A 14385-nucleotide genomic window follows, 5' to 3' on the forward strand; every position below is an offset into this window, starting at 1 on the left:
TCCGTGAATCTTTCGGACGTCCTGTCGGCCGCGGTGGTGCTCTTGGCGGGCTTCTGTGCGTCCTTCACAGCGGGTTCCCTCCGGGTGTGCGGATCATGGATGTATGCAGTATCGGTGTTGAGATCGCTCGCCGGCTCGTCCTGGCCGGTGGCGGCGGGCGTCATCCCCACGCGCCGGCGATCTGGCGGGTCGTGGCGTTGAGCCGGTTGAACAGGTTGGTGACGCCGATCATCAGGACGATCGCCGCCAGCTGCTTCTCGTCGAAGTAGGTGGCGGCCGTGTCCCACACCTCGTCGCTCACCGCGTCGGGACGGTCGGCCAGCCGCGTCGCGGCCTCGGCCAGCGCGAGTGCCGCCCGCTCCTCCTCGGTGAAGTACGGGGTCTCCCGCCAGGCGGCGACCGCGTCCAGCCGCTCGTCGCTGACTCCGGCCTTGCGGGCCGTCTTGGCGCCGCCGACGACGCAGGCGCTGCATCCGTTGATCTGGCTGACCCGCAGATGCACCAGCTCCAGCGTCTGCCCGTCCACGCCACCGGACTGCACGGCCTTGAGGATCTCCTGGATGGGCTGCATCGCACCGGACAGGACGACGGCGGGGTTCTGCATACGGGACTGCATCTCAGTGTTCTCCTCTTTCTGTCGGTGCCCCGCTGTCGTCGGGGCGTGACTCCATGACAGCCGGGCCGGCTTGCTCCGGCCACGGCGATGGGACACCGTGGGACAGCTGAAACGACCTTGACCAGCGGTGACTTGGCTCGGGACACTTCTGCCGGAGCGGGACGGGAAACGGGGGGAACGGGTGGACGCGCAAGCACATACGGCGAAGGCCGACCCACAGGAGGAGCTGGCGGCCCGGCTGCGCCTGCTCCAGGAACTGTCCGGGCTCGGCGTAAGGGCCCTCGCGCGGGACACCGGCCTCAGCTCCTCGTCGCTGTCGCGCTACCTCAACGGGCAGACCGTGCCGCCCTGGCCCGCGGTGGTCGCCCTCTGCCGCCTCGTCAAGCGCGACCCCCGGCCCCTGCGCCCCCTGTGGGAACGGACCTCGAACCCGTTGCCGGCGCCCCCGAGGAGCACCCGCCAGGTCCGGCCGCTGACCCGCAACGATCTGCCGCGCGACGTGCCCGACTTCACCGGACGGGAGGCCCGGCTCGCCGCCGTGCTCGCCGCGGTGGACAGCCATCGGGTGGTCTCCGTCGACGGCATGGCGGGCGTCGGCAAGACCTGTCTGGCGGTGCACGCCGCGCACCGGCTCGCCGCCGGCTTCCCGGACGCCCAACTCTATGTGGATCTGCACGGGTTCACCGAGGGCCGGCCCCCGCTCGACCCCGACTCCGCGCTGCGGATGCTGCTCGGCGCGCTCGACGTCCCGTCGGAGAAGGTCCCGCAGGAGGGCATCGAGCAACTGGCCGCCTGCTGGCGGTCGGAACTGGCCCGCCGACGGGTCGTCGTGGTCCTCGACAACGCCGCCGACGCCGACCAGGTCCGCCCGCTGCTGCCCGGCGCCGGCCCCTCCGTCGCCCTGATCACGAGCCGCAACCGGCTCCTCGGCCTGGACGAGGTGCCCCCCGTCTCGCTCGACGTGCTGAGCCCGCAGGAGAGCGCGGAGCTGCTGGCCCGTGCCAGCGGCGACCCCGTCGGGCCCGAGGGCAGGCTCGCCCGCGATCCGGAGTCCGCCGCCGAGGTGCTGCGGCTGTGCGGCCATCTGCCGCTGGCCCTGCGGCTGGCCGCGGCACGACTGCGGCACCGCCCGGGCTGGACCGTGGGCATCCTCGTCGAACGGATGGCGCAGGGGGTGAGCGAGTTCGACGCCGCGTTCAGCGCGGCGTTCGCCATGTCGGTGCGGCAGCTGAACCGTTCCCAGGCCCGCCTGTTCCGGATGCTGGGCCTGCTGCCCGGGGAGTCCTTCGACGAGTACGTGGTGGCGGCCCTGGCGGACGTGCCGCTGCGCAGCGCGCAGGCGATGCTGGAGGACCTGCTCGACGCGCACCTGGTCCAGCAGCCGACGGCGGGCCGCTACCGGCTGCACGACCTGGTGCACCAGCACGCGCGCCGGGCCGCGGCGGAACAGGACTCGGCGGACGAGCGGGAGCGGGCACTGGGCCGGGTGCTCGGCTACTACGTGCACGCGGCGGCCGCCGCCGACGCCGCCATGCCGTTCGTGTCGCCCGGCCGAGCGGCCTCCGCTGGGCCGCCTCCGGCCGAGCTGCCACGGTTCCCGGACAAGAACGCGGCCTTCGCCTGGCTCGTCACCGAGTACGGAAACGTCATCGCCGCCTTCGAGACGGCGGCCGCCGTCGGGGCCGACGTGCACGTGTGCGAGCTGCCGCGCTTCCTGCGGGCCTACTTCGCGCGGCGCTGCGGCACGACGCATCTCAATGTCCTCTTCGAGCGCTCGCTCGCCGCCGCCGAGCGCCTGGGCGACCCGCTGCGACTGGCCGAGGCGCACAGCGATCTGGGCTTCGCGCGCTACAACGCGGGCCGGATGGCGGAGGCCGCCGCCGCGTACGGGGCGGCGGCACTCCGGCTGTCCGAGGCGGGTGACGCGCGGGCGGAGGCCGAACTGGCCATGCGCCGCGGCTGTCTGACCTGGGACGCGGGGCACGTCGAGGAGCCGCTCGAACTGTTCCGGCTGGCGGGGAAGTTGTACGAGCAGGCCGGTTGCCCGACGGGCGTGGCCGACGCGGCCGCGTCGGAGGCCTGGGCGATGCTGCAGCTGGGGCACCGTGAGGAGGCGGCGCAGCGGGCCCGGGAGGTGCTGGGCATCCCCCACACCGACCCCGCGTGGCCGCCCGCTCTGACGGCCAGGATCACGCTCGGCGTGGCCATCGCCCGCGAGGAGCCCGACGAGGCGGCGGAGCACCTGCGCCATGCGCTGGCGGTGGCCCGCGACGACGGGCACCTTCACAATCAGGCGTGGTGCCTGAACTGCCTGGGCGTGGCGCTGCGGCAGATGGGCCGGTACGAGGAGGCACTGGCCGGCCACCGGGAGGCGTTCGCGCTGCTCGACGAGCTGTTCGAGGAACACTGGAAGATCCATTTCCTCAACGGCTATGCCGAGACCTGCCGGCTCGCGGGACTGACCCAGGAGGCCCTACGGCTGCACCGGCAGGCGCTGGAGCTGGCCCCGAGGCTGGGAAACCGGCACGAGGAGGTGCTGGCCCACGAAGGCATCGCGACCGTGCTCGACCGGACGGATCCGGCGGAGGCCGCCGAGCACCGTGCGGCGGCGCAGGCCGTCCTGCGGGAGTTCGGCCCCGGGGCTTAGGGGTCCTTGCACTATGAGCGCCCGATGAGGTCGCGTGGTCTGGTGCCGTGGTCGCAAGAATCCACCGACCGGCAAGGATCTGCGCTCGGCGCTGTTGTCCTGCCGAGCAGCCTCCGGCCGTGCGCACCGCCCCGGCGGGCGACGGGCCGGTCGGTCTCCCGAGCGCCCGTGTGCCGCCTGCCGGGGCGAGTGCCGCGTCACAGAACGGCGACGGTCTCCTGGCGGGCGTAGCTGAACCCGTCAGTGTCGAAGTAGAAGACGGCGACCTGCACCTTGTCTCCCTTTGCGAAGTGTGAACCCACGGCCGGGCGCAGTGTGACCTGCGCGATGTGGCTGTCGTAGTCGCAGACGAGCTTGTCCTTCTTGATGGTCCCCGCGGCGATCGACTCGTCGTGGGTGCCCCGGCCGAGCGCCGTCGCGTTGGCCACGAGCTCGTGGTCCATGCCGGGGTCGCAGGAGTAGGTGACCTTCACCTGCAGGCCCGGGGCGTGGAACGACACCTTGTCGATGGCCAGCAGGTTGGCCTTCGCCGCCGCCGAAGGTGCGCCCGCCAGGACGCCCGCACCGACCATGACAGCGGTGGCCGCCGTCCCGGCGAGGCGTCGCCGGAGACCGGATGACTTCATCGGTTTCTTCCTTCCCCCTTGCGCGGTCACCCTTGGTCGAGGTGTGGAGGAGTTCTCCAACTGGGCGGGTGACTGCGACAGTTGATCGAATTCCGATCTGGATGTTACGTGATCTTTGAGAGTTATGGTGCCGGATGCCAGTTCTGAGGTTTGCCCGGCCCGATCACCCCTCCGTCACCACCCCGGGCGGCAGGTTGAACGGCGTGACCACCTGGATCGGCGAGGGAAGACGGGGCCCTTCCTCGGGGAGCGCGCCGTGCGCCCGCATGACCGTCTGGCAGGCGTGGCGCATGTCCTGGCGCAGGTCGTGGTGGAGGACGGCGGAGATACGGTGTTCCCGCAGCAGGCGGGTGTTGTCGTGGTCGAGGTCGTGCGCGATGAAGACGGCCGGGGCGCGGCCGAGTGTCGCGAAGGCTTCCACGGTCGCCGCGTTGCCACCGCCGATGGAGTAGACGGCGTTGATGTCCGGGTCCTGTTCCAGCGCGGCCAGGACCAGGTCGCGCTGGGTGGCGTCCAGGCCGTCGCTGTCGGTGACCTCGACCACGGTGCGGTCGGGGCAGGTCATCCGGAGCGCGCCGCGGAAGCCCATCTCGCGTTCCTCCTCGCCGCGGAAGAAGCCCCGGCTGATGGTGACCAGCACCTGGCCCCGGCGGTTCCCCAGCCACTGGTCGAGGAGGTACGCGGCGGTGGCTCCCGCGGCGCGGTTGTCGATGCCGACATAGGCGAGGCGTGCACTGCCGGGCAGGTCCGTCACCAGGGTGACCACGGGGATCCCGGCCGCCACCAGCCGGCCGACGGCGTCGGTGATCTCGGGCAGGTCCGGGGCCTTGAGGATCACGCCCTGGGTGCCGCGCCGGGCGATCCGGTCGAGAACGCGGACGAGCTCCGCGGGCGGGCAGGTCTCGCGGAAGTGGAAGCGGGAGCGGACGACCGCCGGGTGCAGGGAGGGCAGTTCGGCCTCGAGGGCGTCGCGCACCGCGGTGGAGAACCGGGCCGGGGTCTGCATCACTATGTCGATCATGAAGGTGCGGCCGCCGATGCGGACCTGCGTCCGCTGCCGGTCCAGGTCCCTGATCGCCTGGTGCACCTCGCGCGCCGTGCTCTCCCGTACTCCGCCCCGATGGTTGAGGACGCGGTCCACGGTGGCCTGGCTCAGTCCGGCCTGACGGGCGATCTCGCGGATCGTGTACGGGTGTCCCATGGCTGTTCCCGGAAGTGGAGGAGGGTGATGGCCCGTGATGATGGTTTTTTGATGGTCTCCTGATTGTTGATTGAAGGGTCCGGGTTCACAAGACTGGCGGAAACGACGGCACTGCGAAAGGACTCCGCGATGTCTCTCACCACCGCGGGACCCGGGACCTGGCTACGCGAGGAGGACTGCGACCTCGACGCCTTCCGCTCCCTGGTCGACGGGCGCACCGATCCGGCGGAATACCCGCTCGCCGACGGGGTCGAGCAGAACGTCCTCCTGTACGACAGCGACCGGCTGCGGGGCGCCGGGCCGGAGCAGGTACGGACGGAGTGGGTGCGGGCCCTGTTGGACGGGCCCGGGATCGTGGTGCTCAAGCGCGCGTTCCCCGACCTGGATGTGGTGGACCGTGCGAGCGCCGTCTTCACCGCGTTGATCGAGCGGGAGCGCGCGGCCGGCACCGCCCGCGGTGACCACTTCGCCAAACCCGGCGCCAACGACCGGGTGTGGAACGCGCTCGACAAGATGGCCGCGCACGATCCGGTGACGTTCGCCGACTACTACGGCAACGACATGCTGGCGCTGATCGCCGAGGCCTGGCTCGGCCCCGGCTACCAGATCACCTCGCAGATCAACCAGGTCAACCCGGGCGGCGCGGCGCAGAGCGTGCACCGCGATTACCACCTCGGGTTCCTGCGCCAGGAGCAGGCGGCCCGCTACCCGGCCCACGTCCACCGGCTCTCCCCCGTGCTGACCCTGCAGGGAGCGGTGGCGCACTGCGACATGCCCGTGGAGTCGGGACCCACGCTGTACCTGCCGCACTCGCAGAAGTACGAGCCCGGCTATCTGGCCTGGCGGCGGCCGGAGTTCGTCGCGTACTTCGAGGAGCACCACGTCCAACTGCCCCTTCGGAAGGGCGACGCGGTCTTCTTCAATCCCGCGCTCTTCCACGCAGCCGGGCACAACAGGTCCGCGGACATCCGGCGAATGGCGAACCTGCTGCAGATCTCCTCCGCCTTCGGCCGCGCCATGGAGACCGTCGACCGCGAGGCGGTGTCGAACGCGGTCTATCCGGTGCTGCTGAGGCGCAAGGCCGAGGGCGCCGACGAGGACTGGCTGCGCCGGGTGGTCGCCGCCTGCGCCGAGGGCTATCCCTTCCCCACCAACCTGGATCTGGACCCGCCGGTCGACGGGCTGGCACCGCCCTCGCAGGCGGACACCGTGTGGCGGGCCGTGGCCGAGGACTGGAGCCCGGAGCGGCTGCGGCAGGAACTGCGGGCGGGCGCCGAGCGCCGCCGGATCTGAGAAGGGCATCACATGGAACTGCTTCTGGACAAGGTCGTCCTCGTCAACGGCGGGAGCCAGGGTGTCGGCGCCGGTATCGTCCGGGCGGCCCTGCGTGAAGGGGCGCGCGTCGTCTTCACCGGGCGCAGGGCCGACGCCGGCGAGGCGTTCGCGAAGGAGACCGGCGCCGTCTTCGTACGGGCGGACCTCGCGGATCCGGCCGAGGCGCGCGGCAGCGTGGAACAGGTCGTGGACCTGTACGGCAGGATCGACTGCCTGGTGAACGCGGCCGGGCTGACCTCACGCGGTTCGCTGCTGGACACCACGCCGGAACTCTTCGACGCGCACGTCGCGATCAATCTGCGGGCGCCGTTCTTCGCGATGCAGGCGGCCGTGCGGAACATGGTGGACCGCGGGGCGCCCGGCACCATCGTCAACATCATCACTTCCTCGGCCCACGGCGGGCAGCCGTTCCTCGCCCCGTACGTCGCCGCCAAGTCCGGTCTGATGGGGCTCACCCGCAACGCCGCGCACGCGCACCGCTGGGACCGCGTCCGGATCAACGGAGTGAACATCGGCTGGACGGACACCGAGGGCGAGGACGCGATCCAGCGCGCCTTCCACGGCGCCGGGGACGACTGGCGTGAGAAGGCGGCCGAGGCCGTGCCGATGCGCAAGATCGGGCAGGTCGACGAGATCGCCGACTTCGTCGTCTTCCTGCTCTCCGACCGCAGCGGCGTGGTGACCGGTTCGCTGATCGACTGGGACCAGATCGTCTTCGGCGGACTCGACTGAATCCTCACCCCTCACCCCTCACCCCGTCAGCTGTCGCACATCGTTCATTGGAGCAACTTCCCATGCGTATCGGCATCCTGGGCCTCGGCCGGATCGGCGCCTTCCACGCCGCCACCCTCGCCGCACTGGACGCGGTGGACTCCCTGGTGGTCACCGACCCCGTGGCCGCGGCCACCGCCTCGGCGGCGGAGCGTTTCGGGGCGAGGGCGGTCGACTCCCCCGAGGCGCTGTTCGCCGCCGGGGTCGACGGCGTAGTGATCGCCGCCGCCACGGACGCCCACCCGGCGCTGATCCTCGCCGCCGTCGAGGCGGGCATCCCCGTCTTCTGCGAGAAGCCGGTGGCGAAGACCGTCGAGGAGAGCCTGACCGTACTGCGCGCGGTGCGGGACAGCGGCGTCGAGGTGCAGATCGGGTACAACCGGCGCTTCGACGCGGGCTGTGTCGCCGCGCGCGAGGCGGTCCTCGCCGGTGAACTCGGCGCGCTGCACACCGTGCGCTCCACCACCCTGGACCCGGCGCCGCCGCCGGAGGCGTACATCGCGGTCTCCGGGGGCATCTTCCGCGACTGCTCCGTGCACGACTTCGACATCGTGCGCTGGGTGACCGGGCGGGAGGTCACCGAGGTGTACGCGGCCGGCGGCAACCGCGGTGCCGCGTACATCGCGGCCGCGGGCGACGTCGACACCGCTTCCGCGCTCCTCACCCTGGGCGACGGCACCCTGGCGGTGATCTCCAACTCCCGGCACAACGCGCGCGGCTACGACGTACGTCTGGAGCTGCACGGCATGAAGGACAGCATCGCCGTGGGCCTGGAGGAGAAGCTGCCGCTGCGGTCCGTGGAACCGGGCGCCACCTTCCCGGCCGGTGCCCCGCACCACTTCTTCATGGACCGCTTCGCGGACGCCTACCGCGCCGAACTCGCCGCGTTCACCGAGATGGTGGCGGGCGGGAGGCCCTCACCGTGTACGGTGGCCGACGCCATCGAGGCGAGCTGGATCGCCGAAGCCTGCACGCTGTCGCTGGCGCAGCACCGGCCGGTGCGGATGGACGAGGTGCGCCACGGCATGGACGAGGTGAAGTGAGGCATGAGCGAACCGCTGCGCATCGGCCTGCTGGGTGCGGCCCGCATCACCGACATCGCGCTCGTGGCCCCGGCCCGCGCGGGCGGCCACCGCCTGGTCGCGGTGGCCGCCCGTGACCGGGACCGGGCGCAGGCGTTCGCCTACGCCCACGGCGTGGAGCGGGTCGTCGGCTCGTACGCCGATCTCGTCGCCGACCCCGAGGTCGACGTCGTCTACAACCCGCTCGCCAACGGCCTGCACGGCCCCTGGAACCTGGCGGCGCTGAAGGCGGGCAAGCATGTGCTGACCGAGAAGCCGTCCGCGAGCAACGCCGAGGAGGCGGCCGAGGTACGCGACGCGGCGGCGCTGGGCGGCACGGTGTTCATGGAGGGCTTCCACTACCTCTTCCACCCGGTCACCCGGCGGCTGCACGAACTGCTCGCCTCCGGGGAACTCGGCGAACTGCGGCACGTGGAGACCGTGGTGGCCATGCCCCCGCCACCGGACGACGACGTGCGCTGGTCACTCGCGCTGGCCGGCGGCGCCGTGATGGACCTGGGCTGCTACGCCCTGCACGCCCAGCGGATGCTCGCCCCGTGGGCCGGCGGCGCCCCCGAGGTGGTCTCGGCGTGCGGTGGGGAACGGCCGCAGGCGCCGGGCGTCGACGCCTGGCTGGACGCGGAGCTGGTCTTCCCCGGCGGCGCCACCGGAACCGCGCGCTGTTCCATGGTGCACGGCACCTGGCAGGCGACGTGCCGGCTGGTCGGCACCCGGGGCGAGGCCACGGCGCTCGACTTCGTGCTGCCTCGCCAGGACGACCGGGTCGTGGTGCGCACGGACAGCGGCGAACGGACGGAGGAGCTGGGCCGCAGGTCCTCGTACACCTACCAGCTCGAGGCGTTCGCGGCCCGGGTGCGGGGCGGGCAGCCGCTGCCCCTGGGCGCGGACGACGCGCTGGCGACGATGCGGCTCATCGACACCGCCTACGACAAGGCCGGGTTCACGCCCCGGCCGCGCAGCTGACGCGCCCGGCCGTCACCTGCGCACGCGGGGCATGCCGAGGCCGATCCAGGAGATGATCTCGCGCTCGATCTCGTTGTTCCCGCCACCGAAGGTGAAGATCACCGCAGAGCGGTAGCCGCGCTCCAGTTCGCCGTGGAGCGCTTGCGCCGCCGGGTCGGTGTGCCGGGCGTAGGCGCCCTCGGGCACCAGCCGCGCGAAGTACCCGCGCAGCTCGTTGCGCAGCCGCTGCTGCTCGAGATGCACGGCGCCTCCAGGCTCCCCAAGGCCGGTCCTGACGGCGCACACCGTAGAACCTGTTCCAGAAATTGGGAATGCCGAGGGAGGGGAATGCCCGGCGCGGCGTCCGGAGCGTCGAGTCCGGTGTCCGGATCCGTCAGCCCAGGGTCTGAAGGAAGTCGGAACAGGCCCGGGCGGCCGCGCGACAGGCCCGCGCCGCCTCCTCGCCACCCGGGTCCGCGTCGAAGACGTGCGCGGTGTCCAGGCAGACGGCCCGGCACCAGGTGACCTGGCTGCGGATGTCGTCCTCGTCCTGACTGCCGTACGCGGACAGCACGCGGCAGGTCGCGTCGCAGACCTCCGCGCACATGATGCCCTTGCGCCGCAGACGTTCCTGGCCCTGGGTACCGCCCGGTTCGGCGAGGCTCGCGCGCAAGGCGCACGCCCGCGCGCACTCCGTGCATGCCTGTGCGCAGGCGAAGCGATCCTCCAGAAACCGAATGGGATCCTGCTGCGAAGTCGTGTGTGAAGTCGTGGCTGTCACACCGCGCGGGTAGCCGATGACGACCCCGTCAAACCGGCGTTCGCGGGGGCTCTGCCCGTTTTCCCGGCGGGCCCCAGGGCACTCGTGGGGCACAGAGAGCGACGAGACGAGGAGGTGGATCCGTGCCCGGACGACAGGAACTGCCGTCGACGCTGGAGCGCTCCTCCCAGGACGCGCGGCGCACCTGGATCAAGGCGCACGACTCGGCGGTCGAGAGTTACGGCGAGGGCGAGCGGGCGCACCGGGTGGCGTACGGCGCGCTCAAGCACACCTGCGAGAAGGTCGGCGACCACTGGGAGCGCAAGGAGGGCGGCCGCAAGGGCCCCTCGGACCCCCGTTCGGCGCGGCCCCGGCAGCAGGGCGGGCGCAGCGGCGAGGGCGTCGACGAGAACGCCTCGAAGGAGCACGTCTACCACGTCGCGCAGCACCTGGGCATCGACGGGCGGTCCCGGATGTCGAAGGCGGAGCTGCTGGACGCGATCCGCAAGGAGAACCGCTCGCGTACCCGGGCCGCACGGTCGCGCTGAGCCGCGTCCCACGTCAGGCCGTCGCACAGAGGGAAGTGAAGATCCATGGCTGAGCCCGGCCGCGGCACCTTGCCGCTGCCCGACTACGACGAGCTGCCCCTCGGCAGCCTGGAGAGCCGCATCCGCGCGCTGAGCGCGGACGAGGTGGAGCAGCTGCTCGCGTACGAGCGTGAGCACGCGGGCCGTGTCCCGGTGACCGAGCTGCTCACGGCCCAGCTGGAGCAGTTGCGCGCGGGCGCCGAGCCGACGTCCGGCGACACCGCGGGCCTGCGTCCCGAGGCGAGCCGGAGCAGTGGGGGCTCGCCGGTGTCCCCGGCGACCTCGCCGGAGCCCATGAGCCCGCCGCCGCACGGGACACCCGATCAGCGGGGCAAGCCGAAGGGCAACCGCACCTGACCCATGCCGGTCGGCACCTGACCCGAGTCAGTCGACCGCCTTCGGTGTCGTGTGCGAGGCGATCAGGTCGGGCGTGAGATAGGCGTCGGTCCGCTCGAAGTCCTTGAGCGTGGCCGGGCGCCCGGCCTGGAAGCCGGTGCGGACGAAGTCGTAACCTGCCATCGCGTTCAGGGTCCAGTTCGTCAGCGTGCGAAGGCGGGCCGGGACCGTGCGCAGGGCGCCCAGGTGGTAACCGCGCGCGACGACCTGTGCGGGCAGGCCGGTCAGCTCCACGCCGAGCGGTTTTGACACGGCCTGGAGGCCGCCGAGGTCGACGACGAGCCCCAGGTCGCGGTGGTGGTAGGGGGTCAGCGGCACGTCGCGCAGCGCCGCCGCGACGTTCTTCGCGGCCCTCCAGCCCTGGCGCATGGCGTGCTGGGCGGTCGGCGGGCAGATGGCGCCGGGGCCCTTGGCGAGGTCGGGCACCGCCGCGGCGTCACCGAGGGCGAACACACCGTCGAGGCCCGGCACGGCCAGGTCGTCGCGGACGACCAGCCGGCCGCGGTCGGTCTCGGCGTCCAGCGTGGCGATGAGCGGGCTGGGGGCGACGCCGGCGGTCCATATCAGGGTGTGGCAGCGCAGCTTGCGGCCGTCGGTGAGGGTGACGGTGTCCGCCGTGGCCTCGGCGACCGAGACGCCGAGTGAGACGTGCACGCCGCGCCGCTCCAGGATGGCGAGTGCCTTCGCGCCGAGCCGGTCGCCGAGTTCCGGCATGAGCTTGGGCGCGATGTCGACGAGGTGCCACTTCACCAGGGACGGGTCCAGGCCCGGATAGCGCTTCACGGCGGCGGTGGTGAGGTGGTGCAGATAGGCGGCGGTCTCGGTGCCGGCGTAGCCGCCGCCGACGACCACGAACTGCAGCCGGGTCTCGCGCTCGACCGGGTCGGAACTGGCCGCGGCGAGGTCGAGCTGGGAGATGACGTGGTCCCGTACCCAGGCCGCCTCCGCCAGCGTCTTCATGCCCACCGCGTACCGGTCCACCCCGGGGATGTCGAACTGCCGGGTCACGCTGCCGGGCGTCAGCACCAGGTAGTCGTAGTGCTCGATGGTCGTCTCGCCGTTGATCTTGCGCACGACCACGGCCTTGGCGGAGGGATCGACGCCGACCGCCTGGCCGGGCACGAGCAGCGTACGGTGCAGCAGCCGGCGCAGCGGGACCGCGACCGACTGCGGGGTGAGGATTCCCGACGCGACGTGCGGCAGCAGGGGCAGATAGAGCTGGTGGCTGTAGGGCGCGACGAGCCTCAGGCGCGCCTCGGCGGGCTTGAGAATCCGCTCGAGTCGCCGCGCGGTCTCCATGCCGGCGAACCCGCCGCCGACGATCACGATCCGGAGCACGGCCATGACAGATCCCTCCAGCGGGAGACTTCGACCCCTGCCACGCTAGGGAACAGGGCCCGCATCCGCACCCTCAGCCGCCCTGTTTTCCGCGCGGGCCCGTCGGCCGATCCGATGCCGACCGGCCCGCGCGGCCCTGCGGTGCGCTACTTGACGTACGTCAGCGTGCCGAAGCCGAGCTGGTCGTAGCCGCCGCTGGTGGAGCCGTAGTCACCGCCGCCGCCCTCGGGGGAGACGAGGTTGTAGTACATCGCCGAGATGTACTTGTCGTCGAGGTACAGGCGCCGGTTGTAGTGGAAGTGGAGCATCGCCCACACCGGACGGATCTGTCCGCGGGAAGCGGAGGAGATCGCGGCGGTGCGCAGCACGCCCCGCCGACTGGGCCCGGTGTGGGGGGAATCCGTTGCTGGGTGGAGATCTCTGCGGCTCATTCGTGCATCTCCGATCCGTGGGGGGATCTATGTCGTGGTGATGCTCACCTCATCGAACGGGGAGGTGCCGAGGGCCGGCGGGTTGCGTGAGCAGACCACGAGGCCCACGTAGTAGGGGGCGTCACCGAAGCCGGGGCTGTCTCCCGCGGCAAGGGGGGTCCAGGTGACGCCGTCATCGGTGGAGACGGACGCGGCGAAGCTCGTCCCGGTGCGCTTCAGCCGCAGCAGCCAGGTGCGGTGACCGCCGCGTTGGCCGTGAAGGCGGACTTTCCGGCGACGGTCGTGCGCAGCATGAGCTGGGCGCTGGTGCCGCCGGTGACGATGGCCCCGGCCGCCTGGTCGAACGGCGAAAGGGACCATGAGCAGCCCCACCCGGTCACCGCTCGCTCCGCTGCGGGAGACCAGCCGGGCGGTCACCTCGCAGTCGGCGGTGACGGGCTGTCGTACGAACTGGCCTGTCATTCCCCGGCTGTTGGCGTTGAGGTCGATCCCGGCGCCCCGCACCACGAAGGACCCGTCTTCGTAGGAGGTGCTGCCGGGGGTCTGGATGGCGACCACGCACAAGGTGCCGAAGGCGCGATCGTCGATGACGACGTCACCGAGGTCGCCGTACGTCCAGGGGTCCGGCGGCGGGGTGCCGACCGTGAGGGTGAGGGTGCCGGTGGCGTCACCGGCCGCGTTGCCCACGGTGGTCGCGACGCTGAACTCACCGGTCTCGTTGGGCGTTCCGGAGACCAGGCCGGTGCGCTTGTCGACGCTCAGCCCGTCGGGCAGGCCGTCCGCCGCGAACCGAACGGGCTCGTGCGACCCTCGCAGCAGGAACTGGAAGGGTACGCCCTTGTTGGCGAACGCCGCCGTCGCGGAGGTGACCTGTGGCACCGACTGCGTCGGCATCGTCGCGGTGGCCGGGTCCGACAGCGGGCCGCGTCCGGCGCAGTTCGTCTTGGCGACGACGTAGTGGTACGTCGTGCCGGGCGTGCCGGTGGCGTCCGCGTACCGGATGCGGGTGCCGAAGCCGACGGGGCCGACGCAGGCCGCGTTCGTCTCGTACGGGCCGTCGGCCTGCGTGGACCGCAGCACCTTGTAGCGGCCCGCGAGGTCCGGGTCGGTCCAGGCCAGCTCCACCGCGTCGGCGCCCGCGGTGGCGCTCAGGTCGGTGGCGGTGCGGGCGGGGCGCGGCACGGACCAGACCTCGCCGCGGGTGTGGGAGGTGACGCTGACGTTGTCGATGGGTGCCGTACGACAGCGGGCGGATCCGCGCGCTGCCGATCGTGCCCTTGGAGGACGTGACGGCGACCTCCACGGTGCCCTGGAAGTCGAACGTGGCGACGGAGGAGTTGAACACCGGACCGCTGCCCGTGTTCGCGTCGATCTGCTTCGCTCTCGCGCGGTAGACCGGCACCGTCTGCCAGTCGCCGCCCGAGGTACGGGCCTTGACGGAGTAGCTCAGGTTGGTCGGGACCCCGCTCGGGATGGGACGGATCATCAGCTTGTCGGTCGATGCGGGCGTGTCATCCGCTCCCGCGGTCCCGGCCGCCGCGCCGACCAGGGAGTACGCGGCCGCAGCGGCGCCCGCGGCCTGGAGAACGGTGCGCCGGGTGAGGCCGGTGCCCTGGGTGTCGTTCATGGCGCCTTCGCGGGCATCCACGCCCG

Annotated in this window: 13 protein-coding genes and 3 pseudogenes; 8 read left to right on the top strand and 8 right to left on the bottom strand. The window is 71.9% G+C overall.

The window, feature by feature from the left end:
• Positions 1-160: 160 nt before the first annotated feature.
• The gene (locus AB0N14_RS09025) at positions 161-616 is read right to left on the bottom strand and encodes a carboxymuconolactone decarboxylase family protein (protein WP_263233864.1); all 456 of its coding nucleotides are present in this window, start codon (positions 614-616) and stop codon (positions 161-163) included.
• A 181-nt stretch (positions 617-797) separates the two neighbouring features.
• On the opposite strand from AB0N14_RS09025, the gene AB0N14_RS09030 reads away from it, so the two are divergent.
• Positions 798-3263 carry a helix-turn-helix domain-containing protein gene (locus AB0N14_RS09030; RefSeq protein WP_366025013.1) on the top strand — a complete coding sequence of 822 codons (2466 nt, stop codon included), beginning with the start codon at positions 798-800 and terminating at the stop codon, positions 3261-3263.
• 197 nt (positions 3264-3460) lie between these two features.
• On the opposite strand, the gene AB0N14_RS09035 is transcribed toward AB0N14_RS09030, so the two are convergent.
• Positions 3461-3889, bottom strand: a complete 429-nt coding sequence (locus AB0N14_RS09035; RefSeq protein ID WP_366025014.1) for a hypothetical protein — start codon at positions 3887-3889, stop codon at positions 3461-3463.
• Positions 3890-4052: 163 nt separating this feature from the next.
• Positions 4053-5090 carry a LacI family DNA-binding transcriptional regulator gene (locus tag AB0N14_RS09040; RefSeq protein WP_366025015.1) on the bottom strand — a complete coding sequence of 346 codons (1038 nt, stop codon included), beginning with the start codon at positions 5088-5090 and terminating at the stop codon, positions 4053-4055.
• Positions 5091-5219: 129 nt separating this feature from the next.
• On the opposite strand from AB0N14_RS09040, the gene AB0N14_RS09045 reads away from it, so the two are divergent.
• From AB0N14_RS09045 to AB0N14_RS09060, 4 genes are all read left to right on the top strand, one after another.
• Positions 5220-6383, top strand: coding sequence for a phytanoyl-CoA dioxygenase family protein (locus tag AB0N14_RS09045; RefSeq protein WP_366025016.1), 1164 nt, complete (start codon positions 5220-5222; stop codon positions 6381-6383).
• A 12-nt stretch (positions 6384-6395) separates the two neighbouring features.
• A complete protein-coding gene (locus tag AB0N14_RS09050) occupies positions 6396-7157 on the top strand; it encodes an SDR family oxidoreductase (RefSeq protein WP_366025017.1) in 762 nt (253 codons plus the stop codon).
• Positions 7158-7219: 62 nt separating this feature from the next.
• Positions 7220-8239 carry a Gfo/Idh/MocA family oxidoreductase gene (locus AB0N14_RS09055; protein WP_366025018.1) on the top strand — a complete coding sequence of 340 codons (1020 nt, stop codon included), beginning with the start codon at positions 7220-7222 and terminating at the stop codon, positions 8237-8239.
• A gap of 3 nt (positions 8240-8242) precedes the next feature.
• Positions 8243-9241, top strand: coding sequence for a Gfo/Idh/MocA family oxidoreductase (locus AB0N14_RS09060; protein WP_366025019.1), 999 nt, complete (start codon positions 8243-8245; stop codon positions 9239-9241).
• A gap of 12 nt (positions 9242-9253) precedes the next feature.
• Here AB0N14_RS09060 and AB0N14_RS09065 read toward each other — a convergent pair.
• Positions 9254-9379, bottom strand: a pseudogene (locus tag AB0N14_RS09065) (acyl-CoA dehydrogenase); the annotation flags it as partial.
• Positions 9380-9614: 235 nt separating this feature from the next.
• Complete coding sequence (locus tag AB0N14_RS09070; RefSeq protein ID WP_366025020.1) at positions 9615-10001, bottom strand: ferredoxin; 387 nt, start codon at positions 9999-10001, stop codon at positions 9615-9617.
• Positions 10002-10123: 122 nt separating this feature from the next.
• Here AB0N14_RS09070 and AB0N14_RS09075 point away from each other — a divergent pair, with 122 nt between their 5' ends.
• Positions 10124-10528, top strand: coding sequence for a ChaB family protein (locus AB0N14_RS09075; protein ID WP_366025021.1), 405 nt, complete (start codon positions 10124-10126; stop codon positions 10526-10528).
• Positions 10529-10573: 45 nt separating this feature from the next.
• A complete protein-coding gene (locus AB0N14_RS09080; protein ID WP_366025022.1) occupies positions 10574-10924 on the top strand; it encodes a hypothetical protein in 351 nt (116 codons plus the stop codon).
• Between the two features lie 27 nt (positions 10925-10951).
• On the opposite strand, the gene AB0N14_RS09085 is transcribed toward AB0N14_RS09080, so the two are convergent.
• From AB0N14_RS09085 to AB0N14_RS09095, 3 genes and pseudogenes are all read right to left on the bottom strand, one after another.
• Positions 10952-12307: an NAD(P)/FAD-dependent oxidoreductase gene (locus AB0N14_RS09085; protein WP_366025023.1), complete on the bottom strand. Its 1356-nt coding sequence runs from the start codon at positions 12305-12307 to the stop codon at positions 10952-10954.
• Positions 12308-12447: 140 nt separating this feature from the next.
• Positions 12448-12651 (bottom strand): annotated as a pseudogene (locus AB0N14_RS09090) (cell wall anchor protein); the annotation flags it as partial.
• A 108-nt stretch (positions 12652-12759) separates the two neighbouring features.
• Positions 12760-13959 (bottom strand): annotated as a pseudogene (locus AB0N14_RS09095) (putative Ig domain-containing protein); the annotation flags it as partial.
• Between the two features lie 5 nt (positions 13960-13964).
• On the opposite strand from AB0N14_RS09095, the gene AB0N14_RS09100 reads away from it, so the two are divergent.
• Positions 13965-14126, top strand: coding sequence for a hypothetical protein (locus AB0N14_RS09100; RefSeq protein ID WP_366025024.1), 162 nt, complete (start codon positions 13965-13967; stop codon positions 14124-14126).
• Positions 14127-14385: the final 259 nt, after the last annotated feature.

This window comes from Streptomyces sp. NPDC051104, assembly GCF_040682835.1.
GTDB classification, from domain to species: domain Bacteria; phylum Actinomycetota; class Actinomycetes; order Streptomycetales; family Streptomycetaceae; genus Streptomyces; species Streptomyces cynarae.

Excerpts from the sequence above, each read along its gene's own strand:
- AB0N14_RS09080 (WP_366025022.1), top strand. The coding sequence starts at position 10,574 with ATGGCTGAGCCCGGCCGCGGCACCTTGCCGCTGCCCGACTACGACGAG.
- AB0N14_RS09035 (WP_366025014.1), bottom strand. The coding sequence starts at position 3,889 with ATGAAGTCATCCGGTCTCCGGCGACGCCTCGCCGGGACGGCGGCCACC.
- AB0N14_RS09045 (WP_366025016.1), top strand. The coding sequence starts at position 5,220 with ATGTCTCTCACCACCGCGGGACCCGGGACCTGGCTACGCGAGGAGGAC.
- AB0N14_RS09050 (WP_366025017.1), top strand. The coding sequence starts at position 6,396 with ATGGAACTGCTTCTGGACAAGGTCGTCCTCGTCAACGGCGGGAGCCAG.
- AB0N14_RS09040 (WP_366025015.1), bottom strand. The coding sequence starts at position 5,090 with ATGGGACACCCGTACACGATCCGCGAGATCGCCCGTCAGGCCGGACTG.
- AB0N14_RS09085 (WP_366025023.1), bottom strand. The coding sequence starts at position 12,307 with ATGGCCGTGCTCCGGATCGTGATCGTCGGCGGCGGGTTCGCCGGCATG.
- AB0N14_RS09060 (WP_366025019.1), top strand. The coding sequence starts at position 8,243 with ATGAGCGAACCGCTGCGCATCGGCCTGCTGGGTGCGGCCCGCATCACC.
- AB0N14_RS09025 (WP_263233864.1), bottom strand. The coding sequence starts at position 616 with ATGCAGTCCCGTATGCAGAACCCCGCCGTCGTCCTGTCCGGTGCGATG.
- AB0N14_RS09055 (WP_366025018.1), top strand. The coding sequence starts at position 7,220 with ATGCGTATCGGCATCCTGGGCCTCGGCCGGATCGGCGCCTTCCACGCC.